General features: G+C 66.9%; 25 protein-coding genes. 18 read left to right on the plus strand and 7 right to left on the minus strand.

The features are described 5' to 3' along the window. The first annotated feature begins 258 nt into the window (after positions 1–258). Both M4J39_RS21850 and queF read left to right on the plus strand, forming a co-directional pair. Positions 259–1,848: a diguanylate cyclase domain-containing protein gene (locus M4J39_RS21850; RefSeq protein WP_251730620.1), complete on the plus strand. Its 1,590-nt coding sequence runs from the start codon at positions 259–261 to the stop codon at positions 1,846–1,848. Between the two features lie 90 nt (positions 1,849–1,938). Beyond that, on the plus strand, positions 1,939–2,400 hold the full coding sequence (queF, locus tag M4J39_RS21855; RefSeq protein WP_251730621.1) for a preQ(1) synthase: 462 nt from the start codon (positions 1,939–1,941) through the stop codon (positions 2,398–2,400). 8 nt (positions 2,401–2,408) lie between these two features. Here the strand turns inward: queF and M4J39_RS21860 are convergent, their stop codons facing one another. Beyond that, positions 2,409–2,891 carry a group III truncated hemoglobin gene (locus M4J39_RS21860; protein ID WP_251730622.1) on the minus strand — a complete coding sequence of 161 codons (483 nt, stop codon included), beginning with the start codon at positions 2,889–2,891 and terminating at the stop codon, positions 2,409–2,411. A gap of 87 nt (positions 2,892–2,978) precedes the next feature. Beyond that, positions 2,979–3,572, minus strand: a complete 594-nt coding sequence (locus M4J39_RS21865) for a TetR/AcrR family transcriptional regulator (RefSeq protein ID WP_251730623.1) — start codon at positions 3,570–3,572, stop codon at positions 2,979–2,981. Positions 3,573–3,671: 99 nt separating this feature from the next. Between M4J39_RS21865 and M4J39_RS21870 the strand changes: the two genes are divergently transcribed. From M4J39_RS21870 to M4J39_RS21885, 4 genes are read left to right on the plus strand one after another with little or no spacing between them, the layout of a single operon-like run. Beyond that, on the plus strand, positions 3,672–5,120 hold the full coding sequence (locus tag M4J39_RS21870) for an efflux transporter outer membrane subunit (protein ID WP_256469864.1): 1,449 nt from the start codon (positions 3,672–3,674) through the stop codon (positions 5,118–5,120). Between the two features lie 5 nt (positions 5,121–5,125). Beyond that, entirely contained in the window at positions 5,126–6,268 is a 1,143-nt protein-coding gene (locus M4J39_RS21875; protein WP_251730701.1) for an HlyD family efflux transporter periplasmic adaptor subunit, read from the plus strand. Positions 6,269–6,272: 4 nt separating this feature from the next. After that, complete coding sequence (locus tag M4J39_RS21880) at positions 6,273–7,808, plus strand: DHA2 family efflux MFS transporter permease subunit (protein ID WP_251730625.1); 1,536 nt, start codon at positions 6,273–6,275, stop codon at positions 7,806–7,808. Next, complete coding sequence (locus M4J39_RS21885; protein ID WP_251730626.1) at positions 7,808–8,122, plus strand: hypothetical protein; 315 nt, start codon at positions 7,808–7,810, stop codon at positions 8,120–8,122. Before M4J39_RS21880 ends, M4J39_RS21885 begins: the two co-directional genes overlap by 1 nt. Positions 8,123–8,185: 63 nt before the next feature. Here M4J39_RS21885 and M4J39_RS21890 read toward each other — a convergent pair whose 3' ends face one another. Beyond that, the gene (locus tag M4J39_RS21890) at positions 8,186–8,368 is read right to left on the minus strand and encodes a hypothetical protein (RefSeq protein ID WP_251730627.1); all 183 of its coding nucleotides are present in this window, start codon (positions 8,366–8,368) and stop codon (positions 8,186–8,188) included. Between the two features lie 207 nt (positions 8,369–8,575). Between M4J39_RS21890 and M4J39_RS21895 the strand changes: the two genes are divergently transcribed. After that, positions 8,576–8,980: a DUF2177 family protein gene (locus tag M4J39_RS21895; RefSeq protein WP_251730628.1), complete on the plus strand. Its 405-nt coding sequence runs from the start codon at positions 8,576–8,578 to the stop codon at positions 8,978–8,980. On the opposite strand, the gene M4J39_RS21900 is transcribed toward M4J39_RS21895, so the two are convergent. Genes M4J39_RS21900 through M4J39_RS21910 form a run of 3 tightly spaced genes read right to left on the minus strand, consistent with a single transcriptional unit; the run spans position 8,947 to position 10,981 of the window. Beyond that, complete coding sequence (locus M4J39_RS21900; RefSeq protein WP_251730629.1) at positions 8,947–9,756, minus strand: DUF1295 domain-containing protein; 810 nt, start codon at positions 9,754–9,756, stop codon at positions 8,947–8,949. The genes M4J39_RS21895 and M4J39_RS21900 overlap by 34 nt on opposite strands. A 2-nt stretch (positions 9,757–9,758) precedes the next feature. Beyond that, positions 9,759–10,409 carry a ChrR family anti-sigma-E factor gene (locus tag M4J39_RS21905; RefSeq protein WP_251730630.1) on the minus strand — a complete coding sequence of 217 codons (651 nt, stop codon included), beginning with the start codon at positions 10,407–10,409 and terminating at the stop codon, positions 9,759–9,761. After that, a complete protein-coding gene (locus M4J39_RS21910; RefSeq protein WP_251730631.1) occupies positions 10,406–10,981 on the minus strand; it encodes a sigma-70 family RNA polymerase sigma factor in 576 nt (191 codons plus the stop codon). Before M4J39_RS21910 ends, M4J39_RS21905 begins: the two co-directional genes overlap by 4 nt. 203 nt (positions 10,982–11,184) lie before the next feature. Between M4J39_RS21910 and M4J39_RS21915 the strand changes: the two genes are divergently transcribed. Genes M4J39_RS21915 through M4J39_RS21925 form a run of 3 tightly spaced genes read left to right on the plus strand, consistent with a single transcriptional unit; the run spans position 11,185 to position 14,533 of the window. Beyond that, positions 11,185–12,528: an NAD(P)/FAD-dependent oxidoreductase gene (locus M4J39_RS21915; RefSeq protein ID WP_251730632.1), complete on the plus strand. Its 1,344-nt coding sequence runs from the start codon at positions 11,185–11,187 to the stop codon at positions 12,526–12,528. Then, complete coding sequence (locus tag M4J39_RS21920; protein WP_251730633.1) at positions 12,525–13,301, plus strand: DUF1365 domain-containing protein; 777 nt, start codon at positions 12,525–12,527, stop codon at positions 13,299–13,301. The genes M4J39_RS21915 and M4J39_RS21920 overlap by 4 nt, the downstream gene beginning before the upstream one ends. Continuing rightward, positions 13,298–14,533, plus strand: coding sequence for a cyclopropane-fatty-acyl-phospholipid synthase family protein (locus tag M4J39_RS21925; protein ID WP_251730634.1), 1,236 nt, complete (start codon positions 13,298–13,300; stop codon positions 14,531–14,533). Before M4J39_RS21920 ends, M4J39_RS21925 begins: the two co-directional genes overlap by 4 nt. Before the next feature lie 27 nt (positions 14,534–14,560). Here the strand turns inward: M4J39_RS21925 and M4J39_RS21930 are convergent, their stop codons facing one another. Continuing rightward, a complete protein-coding gene (locus M4J39_RS21930) occupies positions 14,561–15,343 on the minus strand; it encodes a class I SAM-dependent methyltransferase (RefSeq protein WP_251730635.1) in 783 nt (260 codons plus the stop codon). A gap of 285 nt (positions 15,344–15,628) precedes the next feature. Between M4J39_RS21930 and M4J39_RS21935 the strand changes: the two genes are divergently transcribed. The 8 genes from M4J39_RS21935 to M4J39_RS21970 are packed head-to-tail and all read left to right on the plus strand — an operon-like array spanning position 15,629 to position 24,088. Then, complete coding sequence (locus M4J39_RS21935; RefSeq protein ID WP_251730636.1) at positions 15,629–16,336, plus strand: helix-turn-helix domain-containing protein; 708 nt, start codon at positions 15,629–15,631, stop codon at positions 16,334–16,336. Further along, the gene (locus M4J39_RS21940; protein ID WP_251730637.1) at positions 16,333–17,919 is read left to right on the plus strand and encodes an ABC transporter substrate-binding protein; all 1,587 of its coding nucleotides are present in this window, start codon (positions 16,333–16,335) and stop codon (positions 17,917–17,919) included. The genes M4J39_RS21935 and M4J39_RS21940 overlap by 4 nt, the downstream gene beginning before the upstream one ends. Positions 17,920–17,975: 56 nt before the next feature. Next, the gene (locus M4J39_RS21945; RefSeq protein ID WP_251730638.1) at positions 17,976–19,001 is read left to right on the plus strand and encodes an ABC transporter permease; all 1,026 of its coding nucleotides are present in this window, start codon (positions 17,976–17,978) and stop codon (positions 18,999–19,001) included. Continuing rightward, entirely contained in the window at positions 18,998–19,831 is an 834-nt protein-coding gene (locus M4J39_RS21950) for an ABC transporter permease (RefSeq protein ID WP_251730639.1), read from the plus strand. Before M4J39_RS21945 ends, M4J39_RS21950 begins: the two co-directional genes overlap by 4 nt. After that, positions 19,828–20,718 (plus strand): ABC transporter ATP-binding protein, encoded by an 891-nt coding sequence (locus tag M4J39_RS21955; protein WP_251730640.1) that lies wholly within the window; start codon positions 19,828–19,830, stop codon positions 20,716–20,718. Before M4J39_RS21950 ends, M4J39_RS21955 begins: the two co-directional genes overlap by 4 nt. Further along, positions 20,715–21,527, plus strand: a complete 813-nt coding sequence (locus tag M4J39_RS21960) for an ABC transporter ATP-binding protein (RefSeq protein WP_251730641.1) — start codon at positions 20,715–20,717, stop codon at positions 21,525–21,527. The genes M4J39_RS21955 and M4J39_RS21960 overlap by 4 nt, the downstream gene beginning before the upstream one ends. Further along, positions 21,514–22,026 carry a GAF domain-containing protein gene (locus M4J39_RS21965; RefSeq protein ID WP_251730642.1) on the plus strand — a complete coding sequence of 171 codons (513 nt, stop codon included), beginning with the start codon at positions 21,514–21,516 and terminating at the stop codon, positions 22,024–22,026. Before M4J39_RS21960 ends, M4J39_RS21965 begins: the two co-directional genes overlap by 14 nt. Beyond that, positions 22,019–24,088 (plus strand): hydantoinase/oxoprolinase family protein, encoded by a 2,070-nt coding sequence (locus M4J39_RS21970; protein WP_251730643.1) that lies wholly within the window; start codon positions 22,019–22,021, stop codon positions 24,086–24,088. The genes M4J39_RS21965 and M4J39_RS21970 overlap by 8 nt, the downstream gene beginning before the upstream one ends. Positions 24,089–24,105: the final 17 nt, after the last annotated feature.

Raw genomic sequence — 24,105 nt, forward strand, 5'->3', positions numbered from 1 at the left:
CCTTCGAGGACAGCCAGAATGACAGCCATATCCGCCTCACCTGCGCCGGGACAGTCTGCGGCCATCCGAGACGCTATGAAAAGGGGTAAGGCCGAGTGACGATTTGTCGAGTATTTGAGTTATTTTTAAAGTAGCGCCAGACATACGTCTTTCTATTTAGGTCAATATAGTCTAGATGCGCGTATCCTACATAAGGTTTTAGAGCTTTATATATACATTGCGAACTAAGTTGGTCCGGCAACATTTGTGTCGGATTCCATGTTCGGGCTGCTCAAGATCCGTATCGTCATTCTGGCCGCGGTTTTCCTCGGTCTCGTTCCCTTCGTGGCGAGCGAGTTCATCCGCATGCGCGCCGACATGACGCGGCAGCTCGACGCGATCAATCAAAGCATGCTGACCTCGCTGAGGCGCAACCAGAAGGCGTTCGTAGAAGCGCGCCTGGAGGTCGAGAGGCTGTCCGAGACCATCGCCCTGTCCCGGAACCTCAAGAGCCTTTCGCCGGAAGACTGCAACGAGAGCGTCGCGCACCTTCTCCAGATCCAGCAGAAGGTCGAACGCATCTCTCTTCTGACACCAGACGGTATCGCCTACTGCTCGACCGACCCCAAGGCCATCGGCGTCTACTTCGGCGACCGGGAGTATTTCTCCGACGCCCTCGCTTCGAAGACGGTCGCGTGGAGCGACTTCATCCTGAGCCGCGTCACCGGCAAGAGAATCCTGCAGTCGGCCAAGGCGATCCGAACAGGCGATCGGGTCGACTTCGTGCTGGCGATCGCCCTCAACACGGCCTATCTGCGCCAGGTGTCGATCGACCAGTTCTCGCTGCCGCTGACCTACGGCATGCTTCTGGATTCCGACGGTACCGTGCTCGACGGCGGCGCCATGCCGGGCGTCGAAGGTCGCCTGTCGGAGGAGACGACCAAACGGATGGCGGAGATCGGAACCGGGCTGGTCATGCCGGGGACCTACGGTGCGGGCGACGAGGTGTTCGGCGTGGCGAGGCTGCCGGGCACCGCCAACCTGATCGGCTTCGGCGTGTCGACCGAGGCGGTGCGCTCCGCGGCCACCCAGGCGATGGTCGAGCGGCTGGCGCTGGTCGGCTTCGTCGCCCTGGGCATGGTGGCGGTCGTGCTCGGCCTTCTGGAATGGCTGGTGCTGCGCGGGCTGAGGCAGGTGGTCCACGTGGCCGAGCGGGTCGCGGCCGGCGACTGGACGTCGCGGATCACCCAGAAGCCGCTGTTGCCCGATCTCGCCCTGGTCGGCCGGTCCGTCAACATGATGCTCGACAGCCTGGAGGCCTCCGTCAACACCGATGCGCTGACCGGGCTTGCCAACCGGAGGGCGCTCGACCGCTTCCTTCTGACAAGCCTCAACAGGTTGAAGCGCCACGGCGTCGGCTTCACCGTCGTCATGATCGACATCGACGCCTTCAAGCCGTTCAACGACCAATATGGGCACGGCACGGGCGACGACGTGCTGCAGATGGTCGGCGCGACCATCCAGCGCTTTGCCCGCCGGACCGACGAGATCGCCGCGCGCTACGGCGGCGAGGAGTTCACCCTCATCCTGGCCGAGACCGATCCGGACAAGCTGAGGCAGCATCTGGAGGCGCTGCGGCACGCGGTGGAGGCGATTGCCATTCCGCATCTCCATTCGCCGCATGCCGTCTGTACCGTCAGCATCGGCTATGCCGCCGCCGAGCCCGAGGACAGCCCGCTCGCCGCGATCTCGCGCGCCGACGGCTGCATGTATCTGGCGAAGAACAAGGGCCGTAACCGGGTCGAGGGCCTGCCCGAAGAGCACCAGGACCGCGAGTTGTTCTCCCGGTTCATGACCGAAATGGCGTGATCCGGGTTTTGAACTCCGGCCCCGTTTCGATTAAGGATCGGCGCATCTCAGGGCGGATGCCGCCCGTATCCTCTGTTCCGGACGATCGACATGACCAGTGATGCCACCGGCGCCCACCAGCTCGGCAAGGCGACCGCGACCCCCGCCTCGCCCGACGAGGCGGTGCTCGACCGCGTGCCCAACCCTCATCCGGATATCGATTATCTCGCCCGCTTCACCGCGCCCGAGTTCACCTCGCTCTGTCCGGTCACAGGCCAGCCGGACTTCGCGCATCTCGTCATCGACTACGTGCCCGACCGGTGGCTGGTCGAATCGAAATCGCTGAAACTGTTCCTGACGTCCTTCCGCAATCACGGCTCGTTTCACGAGGATTGCACCATCATGATCGCCCGCCGGCTGGTGGATCGCCTCGCGCCGCGCTGGCTCAGGATCGGCGGCTACTGGTATCCGCGCGGCGGCATCCCCATCGACGTCTTCTGGCAGACCGGCGCGCCGCCCAAGGACCTCTGGCTGCCCGATCAGGGCGTGGCGACCTATCGCGGCCGGGGATAAGGCCGGGTCTACTCCGGCGGGGTCCAGACGGCCGGCTGTTGCGGGCCGTCCGGCTCGGCGCGGATCATCTCCATGCGCGTGCTGTCGAGGCCGCGATTCTGGGCGCGGGCGAGGCGGAAGTTGTGACCGATGCGCTCGGCGGTGGCGATGACGCCGTTGGCGTCGCTGTCGTCGAAGACCTGTCGCGCCGTCTCGGCGAACAGCGTCAGCCAGCGCTCGAAATGGCGGTCCTCGATGTCGGCGATCATAAGGTGCGGCCGCATCGGCCGGCCCTCGTAGCGACCCGAGCGCAACAGCACCGACGACCAGAAGGCACACATCTTGTCGAGGTGGGCGGGCCACTGGTGCTTCTCGATCTCGCGGCCGAAGATGGCGGCGAGGTCCGGGTCGTCCATCACCTTGCCGTAGAAGCCGTGGACCAGCGCGTGGATGCTGTCCTCGTTTATCGATCCCATGGGAATGCCGCGTCGCGGCGCGTCCGTTGCGGTCATGTGGTCTCCGGCTGCCGAAGGCGGCGAATGGTCCTTGAAGCCGCAGATGTAGTCGCTGACAGGCCGTCAGGCAAACGCGCCGCCCTGTCACGGCCTGCCGTAGATCTTCATGAAGGCGGCGACGGCGGTTTCGACGGCTTGGGCCTTGTCCCTGACCTCGTCGAGGCCATAGAGGAGCGGCTCGGCGATGCCGGCTTCCAGGAGGCTCTTGAGGTAGAGGGCGCCAAGCTCGGGCGAGGGGAGGTCGATCTCTCCCTTTGCCGCGCGCTCGGCGAGAAAGTGGGTAATGGCGTCGATGCCGCGCTGGGGGCCGAGCTTGTAGACTTCGCGGCCGAGGCCGGTGCTCTGGCTCTCGCTGAGGACGGTGCGCTGGATCGCCAGGATTTCCGGCTGGGTGACCAGGTCGAGGTAGAGCCGGCCGAAGCGGGTGAGGGCTGTCGCGATGTCGCCGTCCGATGCGAGCGAGGCCAGCATTTCCTCGCCGGTTTCCTCCAGCGCCGAGGTCACAACGGTGGCGAACAACTGCTCCTTGGAGTGGAAGTAGCCGTAGAGCGTCGCCTTGGAGCCGCCGAGCCGCGCCGAGATCATCGCCATGCTGGCGCCCCGGTAGCCCACCTCCTCGAACACGGCCGTCGCCGCGGCGATGATGGCGTTGCGCTTCTCATCGGTCTTCGCGCGCATCAAGGTCTCCTTTTTGTGATCGGCAGGGTAGGTTTCGGACTTGACCGCCGCAAGTAGCTTTTATAACTAAACCGTACCGTACGGTTATAAAGGTGCCGCATGCGTTCCAGGCTCGTCAAAACAGGCTATTCCGCCAGCTTTCTTCTATTCATATCAGCGCTTTATGGCGGATGCGCCATGTTGCCCGAGAACGCCGCCCTGTCGTCGGTCAAGCCGATGGATGCCTATGCGTCGGACCGGAGCCTCGCGCCCGCCAAGGACGCGGCATGGCCGGCGGACGACTGGTGGACGGCCTATGGCGATCCGCAGTTGGCAACCTTGATCGGCGAGGGGCTGACCGGCGCCTCCGACATGCGCATCGCCGAGGCGCGGGTGGCACTGGCTCATGCCGGCGTCGGCGCGTCGCGGGCCTCGCTGCTGCCGAGCGTCGGCGCATCGGCCAAGGCCGACAGCGAGCGTCAGTCCTACAACTACCTGATCGGCGAGGATTTTGTGCCCAAGGGCTGGAACGACGCCGGCATCGGTTCGCTCTCCCTCGACTGGGAAATCGACTTCTGGGGCAAGAACCGGGCAAAGCTGGCCGCCGCCAAGGGCAGGGTCGCCGCCGCCGAGGCCGAGGCCGCAGCCACCCGCCTTGCCTTGTCCACCGGCATAGCCGAGGCCTACGGCCGTCTCGCCGCGCTCCATGCCGATCGCGACAGCGTGGTCAGCGCCATCGGCGTGCGCAAGCAGACGTTGTCGCTGATGAGCGATCGCTATGGCAAGGGCCTGGAGAACGAAGGGGCGCTGGAGCGCTCCCGCGCGGCGGAGGCGGCGGCCGAGGCCGAGCTGGCTCAGGTCGACGAACAGATCGGCCTCCTCAGGAACCAGCTCGCCGCTCTCGTCGGCGCCGGGCCGGATCGCGGCCTCGCCATCGCCCGCCCCAAGGTGAAGGGTGGCCGCTTCACCGGCGTTCCCAAGAGCCTGCCGGCGGATCTTCTCGGCCGGCGCCCGGATATCGTGGCCGCCCGCGCCACGGCCGAGGCCGGCCTCAAGGACATCGACGCCGCCAAGGCCGCCTATTATCCCAACGTCAACCTCGCGGCGATGATCGGCAAGCAGGCGCTCGGCCTCAACATGCTGACCGACCCCGGCTCGACGCTGGGCTCGGTCGGCCCGGCCGTCTCGCTGCCGATCTTCGACGGTGGCCGCCTCAGGGCCGGCGAACGCAGCGCCGTGTCGCAATATGAGATCGCCGTCGCCGGCTACGACAGGACGCTGACGGAAGCTCTGCGCCAGGTGGCGGACGCCGTGGTGAGCAAGCGCCAGCTTGCCAGCCAGTTGGCCAACACCCGGCGGTCGGCCGCCGCCGCCGAAAAGGCGTGGCGCGTCGTCAGCGACCGCTACAACGGCGGCCTTGCCACCTATCTCGAAGTGCTGACGGCCGAAGACGCGCTGATCAGCGCCCGCCGCGCCACGGCCGCCCTGCAGGCCCGCGCCTTTACCTTGGATATCGCGATGGTCCGCGCCCTCGGCGGCGGGTTCCGCAGCACGGAGAAGCAGTCGTGAACGACATGAGCAAGATCGACGCCGACGTCGAAGAAACCCACGCCGCCAAGGCTGCCGTCAATCCCAAGAAGCGCGGCCCGCTGTTCCTCGGGCTCATCCTGGCGGTGGCGGCCTCAGGCGGCGGCTACTACGCCTATGACACGCTCTATGCGTCGAAGCACGCCATCACCGACAATGCCTATGTCGGCGCCGACGTGGCCCAGATCACGCCGCTGGTGGCGGCGCCGGTGGCCGAAGTGCTGGTCAGCGATACGCAGGCGGTGAAGAAGGGCGACGTGCTCGTTCGCCTCGACGACACCGATGCCCGGCTGGCGCTCGCCATGGCCGAGGCGACCTATCAGAACGCCATCCGCCGGGTGACGGCGCTGGTCGCCAACGACAAGGCGCTTGCCGCGCAGATCGTCGGCCGTGAGGCCGATCAGGCGCAGGCCGCCGCCCAGCTTGCCTCCGCCGAGGCGGGATACGCCAAGGCCAAGATCGATCTCGATCGCCGCAAGACGCTGGCCGACAATGGCTCGGTGTCGGGGGACGAGATCACCGCCGTCGAAACCTTGCTGAAAACCGCCGAGGCCAATCTTTCGTCCGCACGGGCCGGAGCCGCTGGCGCCGCCGCTGCCCATGACGCCGCCGTGGCCGCCAAGGAGGCCAATGCCGCCATGATCTCCGGCGTCGGCATCGACGACAATCCGGAGGTGCTGGCCGCCCGCTCGGCGCGCGACCAGGCCCAGGTCAACCTCGAACGCACCGTAATGCGGGCGCCGGTCGACGGCGTCATCTCCCGCCGTCAGGTGCAGGTGGGCCAGCGCGTCCAGCCGGGCATGACGCTGATGGTGGTGGTGCCGCTTCAGGCCGCCTATGTCGATGCCAACTACAAGGAAGTGCAGCTCGCCCACGTCAAGGCCGGCCAGAAGGTGACGCTCGTCTCCGATCTCTACGGCAGCGACGTGGAGTTCACCGGCACCGTGGTCGGCTTCTCCGGCGGCACGGGCGCCGCCTTCTCGGTGGTGCCGGCCCAGAACGCCACCGGCAACTGGATCAAGGTGGTGCAGCGGCTGCCGGTCCGCATCGCCCTCGATCCGGCGGAACTTGCCGCCCATCCGCTGCAGGTCGGTCTGTCTATGACCGCCGACATCTCGCTCGCCGAGTGACGCCATGACCGCGCCCGCCCTGCAAACCGCCGCCCCGCTGACGGGCGTCCGGCTGATGGTCGCTGCCCTGGCCATCGGCACCGGCAACTTCCTGGTGGTGCTCGACAGCACCATCGCCAACGTGTCGGTGCCGACGATCGCCGGCTCGGTCGGCGTCTCCGTGTCGCAGGGCTCGTGGGTGATTACCTCCTACGCGGTGGCCGAGGCGATCACCGTGCCGCTGACCGGCTGGCTCAGCCGGCGTTTCGGGGCGATGCGCGTCTTCCTGACCTGCTATTTCGCCTTCGCCGCGATATCGCTTCTGTGCGGCCTGTCGCAATCCCTCGGCATGCTGATCGGCGGGCGCGTGCTGCTTGGCCTGTTCGGCGGGCCGATCATGCCGCTGTCGCAGATGCTCCTGATGCGGATCTTCCCGCCCAGGCAGGCCACCATCGCCTCGGTTATCTGGGCGATGACGACGCTGATCGGCCCGATCGCCGGCCCCATCCTCGGCGGCATCATCTGCGACGGCATCGGCTGGCAGTGGATCTTCTTCATGAAGGTGCCGATCGCCATTCTCGGCGGCGCCGTCGTGTTCTTCGCCACCATGGGCCAGCCCGACCCGACGGGAAAGGCGCGCATCGACGCCATCGGCCTCGCCCTCTTGGTGCTGTGGGTCGCCGCGCTTCAGGTCGTGCTCGACGAGGGGCGCAATCACGACTGGTTCGCCTCCACCGAAATCCAGGTGCTCGCCGTCATCGCGGCGATCGGCTTCCTCGCCTTCGTCATCTACGAACTCACCGAGGCGCACCCGATCGTCGATCTCCGGATCTTCCGCCATCGCGGCTTCTCGGCGGCGGCGGTCACCTTCGCCGGCGGCTTCGCGGCCTTCTTCGCCTCGATCGTCATCCTGCCGCTGTGGCTGCAGCAGAACATGGGCTACACGGCCACCTGGGCGGGATATGCCACCGGCATCATGGGTCTCCTGGCCTTCGTGTCGGCGCCGATCGTCGGCAAGGCGACGGAGAAGTTCGATCCCCGCGCCATCCTGTCGATCGGCATCCTCGGCCTCGGCGCCATGACGGCCTGGCGCATGACCTTCAACTCGGACGTGACGTTCCTGCAGATGGCCTGGCCGACGCTGCTCACCGGGCCGTTCATGGTGATGTTCTTCGTGCCGGTCACCGGCCTTGCCATCGCCAGCGTCACGCCGGAGGAACAGGCCAACGCCGCCGGCCTCTCCAACTTCATGCGTACGCTGGCCGGCGCCTTCGCCACCTCGCTGGTGCAGACCGGATGGGCGAACTCGGCCCGCGTCAACCAGACCGAACTGGTGAGCGCCATGCAGAATGGCGACAGGGTGATCGCCGGCATGGTGGAGGGAGGCGCCTCGCACGAGGTGGCGGTCGCCAGCCTCAGCCGTATCGTCGAGCAGCAGAGCGTGCTACTTGCCACGCTGGACATGTTCGCGGTCATCACCGTGGTCTTCGTCTTCGCCGCCATGCTGCCCTGGCTGGCGCCAAAGCCGAAGGGTCCGATCGACACCAGTGGAGCGCATTGATGGGACGGCTCACCAACGAGCGAAAATACCGCTATAAACTGCATCTGACCGCCGAGCAGACCGACGTCGCGCGGCCGAGCATTCTCATCAACCGTCTGAAGCTCATGGAAGCCGACTCGGCCACCTCGCCGGAGATCGCCGCGCTCGCCGACTTTTCTCGCGATCACGTGCAAATGGGCGAGAAGGATCGCTACGTCCTGGCCTTCGCCCTGATGACGGCGCGCCAGCTTCTCGGCGGGGCCACGCAGGTGTCGTCGCGCTTTGACAATCTCCGGGCCTGTCTCGAAGGGCTCGACCGCGACGTGACGGCCTGATTGAGATCGGCCCGGATCGCAGCGATCCGGGCCGTTTCCAGTCGCGGGGCAGTAGCGGACCATTCATTTCTTCTGGTTGATCTGTGGACGTTCCTCGAGCGGCAGGAGGGTCGGGTCGAGCGGCTTGCCCTCGGCGGCCCGTCGGCCGGCCTCGTTGTCCTGGCGCTTCAGCTCGCGGTCGACGATGTCGCGCGCGCCTTCGACCGGGTCCTGCTCGTGATGCTCGGTGTTCTTGTTGTCGTTCATGACAGTCTCCTGGAGAGTGGCTGGGGAAGTGGCCTGGCTCGGGCCGGTTTGTCGGCCGCGCGGGCTCAACAAGTCATCCCGGCGATTGTTCCTGTCTTTCGGCGGCTCCGGACCGGCGGTTCGGCCCGCCTTTCGGCGCCGAGGACCGAGGCAAATGATCTGAAAGGCGACCTCGCGCGTATAAAGACGGACACAACGGAGGTCGTCATGCAGGCCATCGCCATCTACGCAGCCGGATTGATCAGCTTTCTCGTTCTCGACGCCATCTGGCTCGGCACCATGGTGCCGCGCCTCTACAAGCCGGCCATGGGCGACCTCGTCGCCGATCCCTTCCAGCCGCTGCCGGCGGCGATCTTCTACCTGATCTACGCCGGGGGGCTCGCCTATTTCGCCATTCAGCCGGCGCTGGCCGCCGGCAAGTGGCAGACGGCGCTTGTCGCCGGCGCGGCGCTGGGCTTCATCGCCTATTCCACCTATGATCTCACCAATCAGGCGACGCTGCGCGGCTGGCCGCTGACGGTCACCCTCGTCGACATCGCCTGGGGAACGATCGCCAGTGGCCTTGCCGCCACCATCAGCTACCTGGCGCTGTCGCGCTGGCTCACGTCGTGAGCTGGTCTGGGAGGCCGGGGAAAGAAAGCGCAAACGCGTCGCTGATAGGCGCGGAACGCCTCGCCCCGGCTTTCCAGCATGTGCTTCTCCAGCGGTGGAATGCCGGAGACATGGACGAGTAGCCAGTACATGGCGATCGGCGCGACGAGCGCCAGCGCCGTCTGCCCGTTGAAGCCGGAGAGGCCGAGCACGGCGATGCCGACCCAGAACAGCCACTCGAAGAAATAGTTGGGGTGGCGCGACCAGCCCCAGAGGCCGCGATCGCAGACCTTGCCCGCGCTGTCGCGCCGGAAGGCGGCGAGCTCTCGGTCGGACCACCACTCGCCCACCAGCGCCGTAACGACGATGGCAAGGGCGAGCGCGTCCTGCCAGCCGAGCGGGCCGGGGCGCGACGCGGCGGCGGCGGCCGACAGCGCCAGCAGCCAGCCGGCGATGGCCTGCGCCTCAAGGAACATGAAGAGCTTGCGCGGCGCGGCGTCTCCCCATTCGCGACGAAGCGCGGCGTAGCGCGGATCGTCGGCGCCGCCACCTTTGAGCGTGCGGGTGAGGAGATGGCGGCCGAGCCGGACCGCCCAGACCGCGACCAGCGCGGCGACGATCAGCGGGCGCTCGACGGGGAGGGAGAGGGTGAGGATCAGCGCCAGCGTGGCGGCGCCCGTCGACAGCGCCCAGATGCCGTCGATGAAGCCCGACCGGCGCGTGCGCTCGGCGATCACCGCCGCAGCGCCCATCGCCAGCACCAGGATCGCCAGGGAGAGAAGTGCACCGGTCAGCATGGCTACAGTCCGATCAGCGGGCTGACGAGGCGGCCGATCAGGCCGTGCGGCCGGAGCCGCCCCTCGATGGAGGCGAGGCAGATGCAGGTTTCCTCGCCGGTGACGACGGGCGTGTGATGGGTATCGTCGTCCTCCTCGGCGAGGTCGCCGGCGGCGCAGCGCCCGTGCTCGTCCTCGAAGGCGCCCTGGAGCACCAGCGTCAGTTCCTCGCCGGAATGGCCGTGGGTGGGCATGCGCTTGCCGGCGCCGATCTTCAGGAGAACGAGGTTGGTTTTGGGGTCTTCCGGCACGTCGAGGCGGGCGAAGGCCATGCCCGGCCCCATCCAGCGCCAGCCCGACGTTGCCCGCTCGGCGATCGGGGCGGGCAGGCGGATGCCAAGGTCGCGCGGGGGGCGTCGGGCCTGAGCCGGCGTGGGCGCAGGGCGCTTCTCGTCGAGGCGGGCGAGCGTCCGCTCGAACAGGCTGGCGTCGAGTTCGGACGGCGACTGGCGCTCGAGGAGCACGCCGGCCAGCGCCAGTGCTTCGCGATGGGCGGCGGCGCAGGTGTCGCAGAGCGAAAGGTGGCTCTCCACCACCAGCGCGGCGGCGGGCGGCAGCGAGCCGGCCGCGTAGCGGGCCAGGAGTTCGGGGCTTGGGTGGCGGCTCACGGTCATGACGGCTCGTCGAGGAGATGGCGCAGGCGGTTCATGGCGAGGCGGACGCGCGACTTGACGGTGCCGAGCGGTATGCCGAGCGCTCTCGCGATTTCGGTCTGCGGCGATTGGGAAAAGAAGGAAAGGGTGATGACCTCGGCCTGCTCGGCCGGCAGTTGATCGAGGGCGCGACGGACCCGCGTCTCCTCCTCGCGGGTGATGATCTCGCCTTCGGCCGACGGGCTGGGGTCGATGTCGCTGACCGGTTCGATCTCGGCGAGGCGGCGGCCCAGCCGGCGGCGGCGGTCGATGCCGAGGTTGCGGCAGATGGTGAAGATCCAGGTGGAGACGGCGCCGGCCTCGGCGTCGAACCGCTCGGCCTTGCGCCAGACCGCGAGCATGGTGTCCTGGATCAGGTCGTCGCAGTCGCTGGCGCCGAAGCCCTGACGGGCGAGGAAGGTTCTGAGGCGGGGCGCGTAGAAGGCGAACAGGCGCGCGAAGGCCTGCCGGTCGCCCTCGCGGGCGATGGCCGCGACGAGGCGCGCCGCCTCGGCGCCATCAAACGGCTGCACCGCCGCGTCGGCCGGTCTCATGGAACTGACCGCCGGTTCGGAGGTTGCAGCGAGAGGAAAAGAGTTCGCCCGTTCACGTCTCATGCCTCTTCTACGTTTGCCTGGAAACGACGGATCACCGGCGCCGATGCTACGACCATTTCCGCAGTCCGCGTGGTGATCCTTCACGCAGGGACCATCGTAGAATGGAACGTATAGCAGTTTCGGCGGCAAGCGGAGGTTACATGCGCGAGGCGACAAAGGATACCGACAGGCGACTGGAGATCGCGGTGATCGGGTCGGGTATCTCCGGTCTGTCGGCGGCATGGCTGCTGTCGGGCCGCCACGACGTGACGCTCTACGAGATCGATCGGCGGCTCGGCGGCCACAGCAACACCGTGCTGGCGCCGACGGACGGCGCGTCCATTCCGGTCGATACCGGCTTCATCGTCTACAACGAGGTCACCTACCCGAACCTGACGGCCCTGTTCGCCCACCTCGACATCGAGACCGAGGCGACGGAGATGTCGTTCGCCGTGTCAATCGACGGCGGCCGGCTCGAGTATGCCGGTTCCGATCTCGCCGGCCTTCTCGCCCAACCATCCAACCTCGTTCGCCCGCGCTTCTATGCCATGATGACCGACCTGCTGCGCTTCTACCGGCAGGCGCCGCGCGATCTCGGCCGGCTCGAGGGCGTGACGCTGGCCGACTATCTCGACGCCAACAGCTATGGCCGCGCCTTCCGCGAGGATCACCTCTACCCGATGGCGGCGGCCATCTGGTCGACCCCGGCCGACGAGGTCGGCGCCTATCCGGCCGAGGCCTTCATCCGCTTCTGCGACAATCACGGCCTCCTCAAGCTCAGCGGCCGGCCGCAATGGCGCACGGTGAAGGGTGGCAGCCGCGCCTATGTCGCCAAGCTGGCCGAGCCACTCAACGGGCAGGCGATGATCGGCCGCGACGTGAAGATCGTCGAGCGGTCGTCGGCCGGCGTGGTGATCGAGGACGGATTGCGCCAGCGCCGCTTCGACAAGGTGCTGGTCGCCTGCCACGCCGATCAGGCGCTCGACGTGATCAAGGCGCCGACCGAGGCCGAACGCCAGATCCTCGGCGCCTTCCGCTACAGCCGCAACTATGCGGTTCTGCACGGCGACGAGCGGCTGATGCCGCGCCGGCGGGCTGCCTGGGCGGCCTGGAACTATCTGGCGACCAGCGACCGTTCGTCCGGCCCTTCGGTCACCTACTGGATGAACCGGCTGCAGCACATCGATCCGTCGGTGCCGCTGTTCGTCACGCTCAATCCGGTCGTCGAGCCGCGCCTCGACCGCGTCTACAACCAGTTCACCTACGAGCATCCGCTGTTCGACCAGGCGGCCATTGAGGCGCAGCGGCGGCTCTGGAGTCTTCAGGGCGTCGGCAACGTCTGGTTCGCGGGAGCCTATTTCGGCGCGGGGTTCCACGAGGATGGCCTGCAAGCCGGGCTCGCCGCCGCCGAGGCGATGGGCGCACCGCGCCGGCCGTGGCTGGTCAAGAACGAGTCCGGCCGAATTCACCTTGACCCCGACGTCTGGGGCGAGGCGGCGGCATGACGCCCTCGCTCTACGTCGGCGACGTGCTTCATCGTCGCATGAGGCCCGCGGCGCACAGCCTGAAATACGGGGTCTACATGCTGCATGCCGATCTCGACCGGCTCGGCGAGCTCGACCGGGCGAGCCGCCTGCTGTCGGTGAACCGCTGGAATCTGCTGTCCTTCCGCGAGGCCGACCACGGGCCGGCGGGAGAGGGCCCGCTGGCGGCGCGTATCCGGCGGTTGGCGATGGAACGCGGCCTCGGCTGGGACGGCACGCAGGTGACGCTGATCGCCATGCCCAGGCTCTTCGGTTTCGTCTTCAACCCGCTCAGCGTCTATTTCTGCCGCAATGCCGACGGGCGTCTTTCCGCCATCGTCTACGAGGTGCGCAACACCTTCGGCGGCATGCATCACTATGCCGCCGACGTCGCAGCGGAGACCATCGGCACCATCCATCAGGCGGCGGAGAAGGACTTCTACGTCTCGCCCTTCCTGCCGATGGAGATGCGCTACCGCTTCCACGTCAAGCCGCCGGCCGAGCGCTTCACCATCGCCATTGAGGATCACGATCGCGAGGGCCTGATGCTGACGGCCTCGATGTCGCTGATGCGCGAGGCGCTCGGCGATCGCGCCGTTCTCCGCCTGCTCGGCAGATTCCCGCTGATGACGCTGAAGGTCATCGCAGCCATTCATTGGGAAGCGCTGAAGCTGTGGCTGAAGCGCATCCCCTTCCATTCCCGCCCCGGTGGCGGCCCCAAGGGTTTCAATCCAACGGAAAGGTCTTCCGGATGACGTCATTGTCGAGCTCCATGATCATCCCCTCGATCGTCGGTTGGGCATTGCCGACCCGGCTGCGCGTCGATCTGGTCCGGCGGTTGTTGAATCATGTCGAGCGGGGTCGCCTTTCCGTGACGCTGCCGGACGGCTCGCAGCTGTCCGCTGCCGGGCACGCGCCCGGCGCGGCGGCGGAAGTCCGCATCCTGCGCTGGCGGGCGGTCAATCGGTTGCTGCGCGGCGGCGACATCGGCTTTGCCGAGGCCTATGTCGATGGCGATTGGGACACGCCCGATCTCGTCGCCTTCCTGACCTTCTGCGCCGACAACCTCGACAGTCTGACCGAGGTGGCCAAGGCGTCGTTGCCGGTGCGGTTCATGCAGCGCCTGTTGATGCTGCTCCGGCGCAACTCGAAGGCCGGCAGCCGGCGCAACATCATGGCCCACTACGACCTCGGCAATGCCTTCTTCGCCGAGTGGCTGGACCGCGAGATGGTCTACTCCTCGGCCGTCTACGCGGACGGCGACGACCTGGAAGCCGCCCAGCGCCGCAAGGTCCAGCGCATCGCCGACATGCTGGGTCTCGATGGCGACCAGTCGGTGCTGGAGATCGGCTGCGGCTGGGGCGGCCTTGCCGCCTATCTCGCCGACGCGGGCGCCGGATCGGTACGGGGCATCACCCTGTCGCCGGCCCAGCTCGCCGTGGGCCAGCAGAAAATACAGGCGCGCGGATTGGACGATCGGGTGTCGCTGGAGCTCCGCGACTATCGCGACGTCGAGGGGCAATATGATCGCGTCGTGTCGATCGAGATGTTCGAGGCGGTGGGCGAGGCCTACTGGCGCGGCTATTTCGACAAGGTGCGGCAGGCGCTGAAGCCCGGGGGACGGGCGGTGCTGCAGGTGATCACCATCGCCGACGATCGCTTCGAGCACTACCGCGCCCACCCCGACATGATCCAGACGCTGGTGTTCCCCGGCGGCATGCTGCCGAGCAAGGCCGTCTTCGCCAAGGTGGCCAGGGAGGCGGGCTTCGCGCTGACCGAAAGCTTCGACTTCGGCCTCTCCTACGCCCGAACGCTCGCCGACTGGCGGCAGCGCTTCGAGGCGGCCTGGCCCAGAATCGCCGACCTCGGCTACTCCCCCACCTTCAAGCGCCTGTGGTCCTACTACCTCGCCTATTGCGAAGCGGGGTTCCGTACGGGGCGTATCGACGTCAGCCTCTATGCGCTGGAACCGGTGAGGGGGTCTTGAGCTTGATCGGTTCGAAAGTTGGCTGATCTAGAGGTTTGTCTTTCCCGAGGACACCAGCAGATAGAGCGAGCCAACGTAGGCCGGCTGTTGGCGGAGCGCGCCGTGTTTCGAATCCCAGGCGCCGGACTTTAGGTCGGCGGCGAGGTGGGCGACGGCGGTGTTGGCTTCGTCGGGGGTGACGAAGCTCCAGGCCGAGCAGGAGAGGCGGGCCGCCGGCTCCAGAAGCATTTCAGGTCGGCCGTAGTAGGCCTCGTTGAAGCCGTCCCGGCAGTCGAGGGGAATCGGCACAGCGATGCGGTCGATCGAGGTGCCCAGGCCCTCGGCGACGCGCTCGAACGACGGATAGCGCTTGGCCTCGGTGGACAGCACCTTCGGCGCGTAGTCGTTGAGCCAGAAGGTCTCGACCTCCAGGGGATCGCAGGTGAGGATGACCACCGGGCCGCGCGTGACGCGGCGTACTTCCCGGAGGCCGGCTTCGAGGTCGGCCCATTGGTGGATGGTGAAGCTCGCCATGGCCGCGTCGAAACTGTCGTCGGCAAAGGGCAAGTGCTCGGCGGTGGCGTCGATGGCCGGCGCCAGATGCGAGGGCCGTTGCGCCCGCATCGAGGCGGACGGCTCGACGGCGGTGACCTCGCGGTCGAGAGGCTCATAGGAGCCGGCGCCCGCACCGACGTTGAGCACCGTCCCGGCCGGTCCCAGTGCTTCGGAGATCATGGCAGCGATGCGCGGATCGGGCTGGCGGTAGCTGCTGTAGGACTGTCCGATCCGGCCGTAATCGGCATCGCCGGCACTACCGTCTTCGTGGCGCATCCCTCGTACTCCTCGTCATTTTGCTCGGGCCAGGAGCCTCGGATGTGGCGCTCCGACCGCGATGCTTCAAGACGCCGGATGTCCGGCAATTGGCGGAGGCCGCACTTCCAGTTCCTGCACAAGAATCGCGCAGATCGTTGCATGGGCCGCACAGCGATGGTGCAGCCGCGTCGGTATCCGGATGCCACACAACGAGATAGGAGTTTTTAGCATGGCTAAAATTTGCCCTTGATCGCCCTGTCTGCCCGCCTGAGAATTTTACTTATACTAAACTCGGGTGGCGACATGGGATCTCGGGGCAAGGCAGATGGTGAAGAGGGTGCGGTCGGCTCGCTCGGGCAGAAGCTGCGGCTTCGCCGCAAGGAACTCGGCCTGACGCTCAGCGAGGTCGCCTCGCGCTCGGGCTTCTCCAACGGCTTCATTTCGCAGATCGAGCGCGGGCTCACCATACCGTCGCTGACGTCGCTGATATCGGTCTGTTCGATCCTCGAGATGAAGGCCAGCGATTTCCTGTCCTCGCAGGCGACGCCGGAACCCTTCACCCGCCACAACGATCGCATCACCTTCGGGCTCGGCGGCCCGCAGAAAACCAGCGTCGTCTACGAGCGGCTGTCGGCGGCCTTTCCCGGCAACGTATTGCGGTCCGTCATCATGCACGAGCCGCCCGGCTACCAGAGCGAGCGCTTCTCCCACGACGGCGAGGAGATCTTCTACATCGTCAGCGGCTCGCTGACGCTGGAGATCGACGGCGTCTCGACGGTGCTCAACCAGGGCGACAGCGCGCATTTCCCGTCGTCGCGCGTCCACGCGACCTGGAACCACACCGATCAGACGACGATCGTGCTGCACACCTGCACCATCGACGTGTTCGGCGACGTCTATGCCGACCCACCGGTCGTGGCCGGCGGCGAAGGGGCGATCGCCATCAACCGCGCCGCCAAGCGCAAGAGATACTCAACAAAGCCGATCAAAAAAGAGGGGTCCGCATCATGAACGTGCCTTCAAGACTGCTAGCCGCATCCCTGCTGGCCAGCGCCGCCCTCGTTGGCGTCGCCTCGGCCGAAACGACGCTGCGCCTGGACGAGACGCCGATCGGCGAGCTCGATCCGGCGAAGGCGACCGACTACGCCGACTCCATCCTGATGTTCAACGTCTACGACACGCTTGTCATCCCCAAGCAGGGCGAGGCCGGCTACCAGCCGTTCCTGGCCGAGAGCTGGACGCAGGACGGCAACAGCTTCACCTTCAAGCTGCGCCCCGACGTCAAGTTCCAGAGCGGCAACGCGCTGACCGCCGACGACGTGGTGTTCTCCTTCGATCGCATGATGGCGATCAAGAGCGGCTTCTCCTTCCTGTTCGACAATGTCGAGAAGGCCGAGGCGGTCGACGCCACGACCGTCAAGTTCACCACCAAGTTCCCGTATGCGCCCTTCGTCGCGGCGCTGGTTCGCCTGCCGATCCTCGACAAGAAGCTGGTGATGGAACACCTCGGCGACGGCGAGGGTGAGATGAAGGATTGGGGGCAGGCCTGGCTCAACCTCAACACCGCCGGTTCGGGCGCCTATACGGTCGTCTCGCACGATCCCCAGGCCGAAACCGTCATGGCCAAGAATCCCGGCTATTTCCTTGGTGTGCCCGAGGCGGCGCCCGACAAGGTGCGCCTGCGCTACGGTCTTGAAGCGGCGACCGTGCGCACGCTGATCAGCCAGGGCGAACACGACATCTCCTCGCAGTGGCTGCCGCCCGAGGTGCTGAAGTCGCTGTCCAAGGACGGCTTCAAGCTTCTGACGGAGTCCGGTACCGCCCAGCTCTACATCAAGCTCAACACCGCCAAGCCGCCCTTCGACGATCAGGAGTGCCGGCTCGCCATCGCCAACGCCTTCGACTACTCGACCGGCATCAAGATGGTGGCGGTGACCGACACGGTCTCGCAGGGCGCGCCGTCGACCGGCGCCATTCCCGTCGGCGGCATGGGCGCCGATCCCGACGCGCCAGCCTTCAAGCAGGATCTCGACGCCGCCAAGGCCCATCTCGCCAAGTGCAAGTACAAGCCCGAGGACATGAACGTCGAGCTGTCGTGGATCGGCGAGGTTCCGCTCGAGGAGCGCTTCGCCCTGCTTCTCCAGGCCAACCTCAACCAGATCGGCGTCAAGTCCGAGATCAAGAAGGTTCCCTGGACGCTGTTCACCGAGCAGGTGACCAAGCCCGAGAACACGCCCAACGTCTCGCAGGTGTTCGTCGACACCATGGACGGCGACACCGATACGCTGCTCTACAGCATGTATCACTCCAGTGCCGGCGGCACCTGGATGTCGCCCGAGTATCTGAAGGACTCGGAGGTCGACAGCCTGCTCGACAAGGGGCGGGCGAGCGCCAGCGAAGCCGAGCGTAGCGAGATCTACAAGGCGCTCGACAAGCGGCTCATCGCGCTGGCGCCCACCATCTACGCGCAGAACCAGCGAGCGGTGTTCGCCGCCTCCGACAAGGTGAGCGTCCCCGCCCTTGAGGACCCGGCCAAGGCGTTCCGCGTCGCCGCCTTCGGTTTCACCTTCCGCCTCATGGAAATGCATCCCTGACCGATATTGGAGGCGGATCCTCGGTTCCGCCTCCACCGTCCCCGGAACCCATCGACATGTCGCCAGTCGTTCGTCTGCTGATCAAGCGGATCGCCACGTCGTTTATCGTGCTCGTCGGCGTCTCGCTTCTGATCTTCACCATCGCCCGTGTCATCCCGGGCGATCCCGCTCGCATCGCCCTCGGTCCGAACGCCTCGGCCGAGGCGGTGGAGGCCCTGCGCGACAAGCTGCACCTCAACGACGCCTTCGTGGTGCAGTATGGCTACTTCGTCGCGGATCTGGCGCGCGGCGACCTCGGGCAGTCGCTCTATTCCAACCGGCCCGTCACCGCCGACATCGCCGCCTATCTGCCGGCGACGCTGGAACTGGTGTTCTTCGCCGGCACGACGATGATCCTGATCGGCGTGCCGCTCGGCATGCTGGCCGCCCGCTACCGCGACCGGCCGCTCGACCACGGCATCCGCCTGTTCACCATGCTCGGCGTGTCGGCGCCCGATTTCGTCTGGGCGGTGATCCTGATGTTGATCTTCGCCTATTTCCTGCCAATCTTCCCGATCGCCGGGCGAATTTCCGACAGCTTCGCCGTGCCGCCGGTGACCGGCTTTCTCACCATCGACAGCCTGATTGCCGGCGATTTCGCCGCCTTCGGCAACGTTCTCTGGCATCTGGCGTTGCCGGCCTTCGCGCTGTCGTTTGCCGGCATCGGCCAGTCGGCGCGTCTCACCCGCGCCAACATGGTCGAGACCTACCGCAAGCCCTTCATCGAGATGGCGCTGGCCTTCGGCTTCCCGCAGGGGCGGATTGCCCGACGCTTCGCCTTCAAGCCGTCGATGATCCCGTCGCTGACGGTGATCGGCCTCGACCTCGCTTCCATGCTGGGCAATGCCTTCCTGGTCGAGCAGATCTTCGCCTGGCCGGGCCTGTCGCGCTACGGCGTGGCGGTCATCCTGCGCAAGGATCTCAACGCCATCGTCGGCACCGTGCTGATCATTTCGGCCATGTTCCTGATCGTCAACATCGTGGTCGATCTCCTGGTGGCGCTGATCAACCCGCGCATCCGCCTGTCCCAGAGGTCGTCATGAAGCGAGCGGTTTTCATCCTCCTGCGCAACCCGCTGTCGGTGCTCGGTCTGGCACTGGTGGGCCTCGTCGTGCTGGCCGCCGTCTTCGCCGACTACGTGGCCCCGTTCCCCGACCACAAGGGCGCTGTCGTCGACTTCCTCAACTTCAACAAGGCGCCGGAGTGGCCCTATCTGTTCGGCACCGATCTGGTCGGCCGCGACATCCTGAGCCGCATCCTGTTCGCCTATCGCATCTCGCTGACCCTCGGCGTCGTCGTGCTGGCGCTCGCCGTGCCGGTGGGCGTCACCGTCGGGCTGATCGCCGGTTACATCGGCGGACGGACCGAGTTCGTGCTGATGCGCGTCACCGACGTCTTCCTGTCCATTCCGCCCTTGGTGCTGGCCATGTCGATGATGGGCCTGCTGGAGCCGTCGCTGACCAACGGCATGATGGCGGTCACCGTCATGTGGTGGCCCTGGTATGCCCGCCTCGTCTACAACCTGACCCGATCGGAGCGCGAGGAGGGCTATGTTCTCGCCGCCGAGGTGATCGGCGCCTCGCGACTGCATGTGATGTTCCGCGAGATCCTGCCGAACTGCGTGCCGTCGATCCTGACCAAGATGACGATCGACTTCGGCTTCGTCATCCTGATCGCCTCATCCTTGTCCTTCCTGGGCCTCGGCGTGCAGCCGCCGACCCCCGACCTTGGGTCGATGGTGGCCGAGGGCGCCAAGTACCTGCCCGACAGCTGGTGGCTGACGGTGTTTCCCGGCCTCGCCATCCTCGTGGTGGTGTTCGGTTTCAACCTGATCGGCGACGCCCTGCGCGAAATCCTGGGGGTCGAGCAATGACAGCGCCCACGCTTGCCATCGACGACCTCCGTCTCGGCTTCCGCGGTTGGGCCGGCACGGTGGAAGTGCTGCACGGCATCTCGCTGCATATCGCCAAGGGCGAGCGCGTCGCACTGGTTGGCGAAAGCGGGTCCGGCAAGTCGGTCACCGCCCGCCTCGTGCTGGGTCTCGTGCAGGAGCTGCGCGGCGCCCGCTATTCGGGGCGGATGGCCTTCGAGGGGCGCGACCTCGGCGCGCTGTCGCGCCGGGAGCGCGAGGCGCTGAGGGGCGACCGCATCTCCATGATCTTCCAGGACCCGACGTCGTCGCTCAATCCGGTCTACACCATCGGCACGCTGTTCCACGAGGTGCTGCTGCGCGGCACTCCGGGCATCGGCACGGCCGAGGCGCGGGAGAGGGCGGTGGCGGCGCTCGCCGATGTCGCCATAGCCGATCCCGGGCGGGTTCTGAGCTCCTACGCCTTCCAGCTGTCGGGCGGCATGAACCAGCGCGTTCTGATCGCCATGGCGCTCGCCAACAATCCCGCCCTTCTGCTCGCCGACGAACCCGGTACGGCGCTCGACGTGACGGTGCAGGCCCAGACGCTGACCCTCATGCAGCAACTGGTCGCCCGCCATGGCACCTCCATGCTGTTCATCTCGCACAATCTCGGCGTCGTCCGCGAGTTCGCCGATCGGGTCTACGTCATCTACAAGGGGCGCATCGTCGAGCAGGGACCGACCGAGGCGCTGTTCGACAATCCGCTCCATCCCTACACGCGGGCGCTGATGGCCGCCGTTCCCCGCATCACCGGCGAGGGAATCCCGGAAATTGACGAGGAACAGACCGGCTTCTACGCCCCGCTCGTCGCCCATCCCGGCCATTCGGAAGCGGAGCTCCGGCCATGAAGCCCCTTCTCCAGGTGTTCGAGGTCAGCAAGACGTTCGATGCCGGCGGCAAACCCGTGCGGGCGCTCGACGGCGTTTCCTTCAGCGTGCTCGCCGGCGAGTGCCTCGCCATCGTCGGCGAGAGCGGCTCGGGCAAGAGCACCATCGCCAACATCGTGCTCGGCATCTACCAGCCGACCTCGGGTGCGTTGCTGTTCCAGGACAAGGAGTTGCCCGACGTCCGGCCGCTGGCCCTCAAGCAGGCGATCCAGCTGGTCCAGCAGAATCCGCTGTCGTCGCTCAACCCGCGCCGCAGCGTCGGGGCGTCGATCCGCCTCGCCCTCGACGTCCACGACATCGGCGACCGGGCCGGGCGCAAGGCGCGGGTCGGCGAACTCCTGGAAGAGGTTGGGTTGCCGGCCGATTTCGCCGGCCGCTCGCCCGCCGCGCTGTCCGGCGGGCAGCGTCAGCGCGTCGCCATCGCCCGGGCGCTCGCCTGTCGGTCGGAACTGCTGGTGCTCGACGAGCCGACCTCGGCGCTCGACGTGCTGGTTCAGGCCCGTGTGCTGAAGCTTCTGGCCGACATCCGTCGGGCGCGCCGGCTGACCTACATCTTCATCACCCACGACCTTGCCGTGGTGCGCAACATCGCCGACCGGGTCGCGGTGTTCGAGAAGGGGCGGCTCGTCGAGATCGCGCCGACCGCCGACCTGTTCGCCAACCCCAGCCATCCCTACACCCGCCGCCTGATCTCGGCGGTTCCCGTGACCAGCCGGCGCGAAGCGGAATTGCGCGACCGGCTTCAGGAGCCTCTCGATGCCGACCTTTGACCAAGACGCCTTCCTTGCCCGCCTCGCCGAGCCGGGCAACCAGCCACACGCGGCCTTCGAGGCCCTGAAGGACCTGGTGGTCGAAGAGGTTGGCGCCAAGCTGTTCACGGTGACCACGGTCGAGACCGGCACCATGCATTCGGAACGCCTCTACTCCAACATGCCCGACGCCTATCCGGTCTACGGCCTCAAGCCCTACGAGGACAACGACTGGACCGAGATCGTCCTGCGCGGCAAGCGCACATTCGTCGCCAACACCATCGAGGACATCGCCAAGGTGTTCTTCGACAGCGAGCTGATCCAGTCGCTGGGCTGCGAATCCTGCATCAACGTGCCGCTCATCGTCGACGGCCGGGTGATCGGCACGCTCAACTGCCTGCACGACGCCGGCTACTACACGCCGGACCGGGTGGCCGCCGCCGAGGCGCTGAAGCTCGCCGGTACGGTCTGCGTTCTGTTCAATAGCAAGCTGAAGGCCGAGGAGGCCGCCCATGTCTGAGAAAACGTTGCGCGTTGCCACCGACGTCGGCGGCACCTTCACCGATCTCGTCGCCTTCGAAACCGATATGGCGACCGGGCGGTCGCGGATCGTCACCGCCAAGACCGACACGACGCCGCCGAACTTCGAGGCGGGCGTGCTCAACGTTTTGACCAAGGGCGGCATCGATCCGGCGGCCATCGACTTTCTCGCCCACGGCACCACGGTGGTGATCAACGCGCTGACCGAGCGCAAGGGCGGCAAGGTCGGCCTCGTCACCACGCTCGGTTTCCGCGACAGCCTGGAAATCGCCCGTGGCAACCGGCCCGATTTCTTCAACCTCTATTACAAGAAGCCGCCGGTGTTCGTGCCGCGCCACCTGCGCCGCGAACTGCCCGGCCGCATGACCTACAAGGGGCTGGAGACCGAGGCGCTCGACCTCGCGCCGCTCGCCGGCATCGTCGCCGACTTCAAGGCCGAAGGCGTCGAGGCGGTGGCCATCTGCTTCCTGCACTCCTACGCCAACCCGGCGCACGAGCAGGCGGCGCAGGCCGAGATCGCCCGGCTGTGGCCGGAGGTGGCCACGGTGTCCTCGCACCAGATCAGCCGCGAGTGGCGCGAGTACGAGCGCACCAGCACGGCGGTGATGTCGGCCTATGTCCAGCCGACGGCGGAGCGCTACCTGAAGCGGCTGGCCTCGGGCCTCGGCGAGCGCGGCTTTGACGGCAACCTCTACGTCATGCAGTCGAACTGCGGCGTCGACACGCTCGACAGCGTGTCGCGCATTCCGATCACCATGGTGGAATCCGGCCCGGCCTCGGGTTTCTGGGGCGCCGCCGAACTCGGCAAGCTGATCGGCGAGCCGAACGTGCTGGCCCTCGACATTGGCGGCACCACCGCCAAGTGCTCGCTGATCGAGGACGGCAAGGTCAGGATCATGACCGACTACTGGATCGAGAAGAGCCGCACGTCCGCCGGCTATCCGATCATGGTGCCGGTGGTCGACCTCGTGGAGATCGGCAACGGCGGCGGGTCGATCGCCTGGGTCGACGATTTCGGCAAACTGCACGTCGGGCCGCAGTCGGCCGGCGCCCAGCCGGGACCGGCCGCCTACGGGCGCGGCGGCACCAGCGCCACCACCACCGACGCCAACCTCTGGCTCGGCCGCATCAACCGCGATTATTTCTGCGGCGGCGCGGTGAAGGCCGACATGGACGCGGCCAGCCTGGCCATGACCGACCTTGGCGCCAAGCTGGGCGTTTCGGCCGACGAGGCGGCGCGCGGCATCATCCGCATCGCCAACAACAACATGGTCAACGCGCTGAAGCTGGTGTCGCTCAACCGGGGCTTCGACCCGCGCGACTTCACGCTGGTCGCCTTCGGCGGTGGCGGCGCCATGCACGCGGTGGCGCTCGGCAGCGAGTTGGGCGCCAAGAAGGTGGTGATCCCGGCCGGCGCCTCGGTGTTCTCGGCCTGGGGCATGATGATGTCGGACCTCCGGCGCGACTATTTCGTCACCCACCTCGCCGATCTCGGGCCGGGCGCGGCCTCCGAGATCGAGGGGCTGTTCAAGGAGGCGGAAGCCACGGCGCTCGCGCAGTTTGCGAGCGAGGGCATCGCGGCCGACAAGGTCGGCTTCCTGCGCTACGGCAAGTTCCGCTATCAGAATCAGGAACATACCACCGAGGTGCTGATCGGCGGCGGCGCAGTGTCCGACGCGCGGCTCAGTGAAATCGAGGCCGATTTCCACGACGCCTACAAGCGCGAGTACACCTATCGGCTCGATGCGCCGGTCGAGCTGGTCGGCATCCACATCGTGGCATCGGCGGAAGTCGGCAAGCTGACGATGGAGGCGCAGCCGCTGTCGAGTGCGCCGGCGGCCAGCGCCCTCAAGGGCAGGCGCGCGGTCGACTATGCGCTCGAGGGCGTGCATCAGGCCGCCATCTACGATGGCGAGAAGCTGCTGCCGGGCATGCAGTTCGTCGGGCCGGCCATCATCGAGGACCCGGGCACCACCGTGGTGATCCACCCTGAGAACAGGGTGTCGATCGACGCCTACGGCAACATCCACATCGAACTCTGAGCGCGAGCGAGCCAGCC

Origin of the sequence: Pleomorphomonas sp. NRK KF1, assembly GCF_023721755.1 — a bacterium.
Lineage (GTDB): Bacteria > Pseudomonadota > Alphaproteobacteria > Rhizobiales > Pleomorphomonadaceae > Pleomorphomonas.

Bases quoted from the DNA above. Each gene is read 5' to 3' on its own strand.
- M4J39_RS21905 (WP_251730630.1), bottom strand. From the start codon at position 10,409: ATGACCGTGAGCCGCCACCCAAGCCCCGAACTCCTGGCCCGCTACGCG.
- M4J39_RS21920 (WP_251730633.1), top strand. From the start codon at position 12,525: ATGACGCCCTCGCTCTACGTCGGCGACGTGCTTCATCGTCGCATGAGG.
- M4J39_RS21925 (WP_251730634.1), top strand. From the start codon at position 13,298: ATGACGTCATTGTCGAGCTCCATGATCATCCCCTCGATCGTCGGTTGG.
- M4J39_RS21960 (WP_251730641.1), top strand. From the start codon at position 20,715: ATGAAGCCCCTTCTCCAGGTGTTCGAGGTCAGCAAGACGTTCGATGCC.
- M4J39_RS21955 (WP_251730640.1), top strand. From the start codon at position 19,828: ATGACAGCGCCCACGCTTGCCATCGACGACCTCCGTCTCGGCTTCCGC.
- M4J39_RS21970 (WP_251730643.1), top strand. From the start codon at position 22,019: ATGTCTGAGAAAACGTTGCGCGTTGCCACCGACGTCGGCGGCACCTTC.
- M4J39_RS21950 (WP_251730639.1), top strand. From the start codon at position 18,998: ATGAAGCGAGCGGTTTTCATCCTCCTGCGCAACCCGCTGTCGGTGCTC.
- M4J39_RS21900 (WP_251730629.1), bottom strand. From the start codon at position 9,756: ATGCTGACCGGTGCACTTCTCTCCCTGGCGATCCTGGTGCTGGCGATG.
- queF (WP_251730621.1), top strand. From the start codon at position 1,939: ATGACCAGTGATGCCACCGGCGCCCACCAGCTCGGCAAGGCGACCGCG.
- M4J39_RS21965 (WP_251730642.1), top strand. From the start codon at position 21,514: ATGCCGACCTTTGACCAAGACGCCTTCCTTGCCCGCCTCGCCGAGCCG.
- M4J39_RS21915 (WP_251730632.1), top strand. From the start codon at position 11,185: ATGCGCGAGGCGACAAAGGATACCGACAGGCGACTGGAGATCGCGGTG.
- M4J39_RS21850 (WP_251730620.1), top strand. From the start codon at position 259: ATGTTCGGGCTGCTCAAGATCCGTATCGTCATTCTGGCCGCGGTTTTC.
- M4J39_RS21910 (WP_251730631.1), bottom strand. From the start codon at position 10,981: ATGAGACCGGCCGACGCGGCGGTGCAGCCGTTTGATGGCGCCGAGGCG.
- M4J39_RS21890 (WP_251730627.1), bottom strand. From the start codon at position 8,368: ATGAACGACAACAAGAACACCGAGCATCACGAGCAGGACCCGGTCGAA.
- M4J39_RS21940 (WP_251730637.1), top strand. From the start codon at position 16,333: ATGAACGTGCCTTCAAGACTGCTAGCCGCATCCCTGCTGGCCAGCGCC.
- M4J39_RS21945 (WP_251730638.1), top strand. From the start codon at position 17,976: ATGTCGCCAGTCGTTCGTCTGCTGATCAAGCGGATCGCCACGTCGTTT.
- M4J39_RS21875 (WP_251730701.1), top strand. From the start codon at position 5,126: ATGAGCAAGATCGACGCCGACGTCGAAGAAACCCACGCCGCCAAGGCT.
- M4J39_RS21895 (WP_251730628.1), top strand. From the start codon at position 8,576: ATGCAGGCCATCGCCATCTACGCAGCCGGATTGATCAGCTTTCTCGTT.
- M4J39_RS21930 (WP_251730635.1), bottom strand. From the start codon at position 15,343: ATGCGCCACGAAGACGGTAGTGCCGGCGATGCCGATTACGGCCGGATC.
- M4J39_RS21860 (WP_251730622.1), bottom strand. From the start codon at position 2,891: ATGACCGCAACGGACGCGCCGCGACGCGGCATTCCCATGGGATCGATA.
- M4J39_RS21870 (WP_256469864.1), top strand. From the start codon at position 3,672: ATGCGTTCCAGGCTCGTCAAAACAGGCTATTCCGCCAGCTTTCTTCTA.
- M4J39_RS21880 (WP_251730625.1), top strand. From the start codon at position 6,273: ATGACCGCGCCCGCCCTGCAAACCGCCGCCCCGCTGACGGGCGTCCGG.
- M4J39_RS21935 (WP_251730636.1), top strand. From the start codon at position 15,629: ATGGGATCTCGGGGCAAGGCAGATGGTGAAGAGGGTGCGGTCGGCTCG.
- M4J39_RS21865 (WP_251730623.1), bottom strand. From the start codon at position 3,572: ATGCGCGCGAAGACCGATGAGAAGCGCAACGCCATCATCGCCGCGGCG.
- M4J39_RS21885 (WP_251730626.1), top strand. From the start codon at position 7,808: ATGGGACGGCTCACCAACGAGCGAAAATACCGCTATAAACTGCATCTG.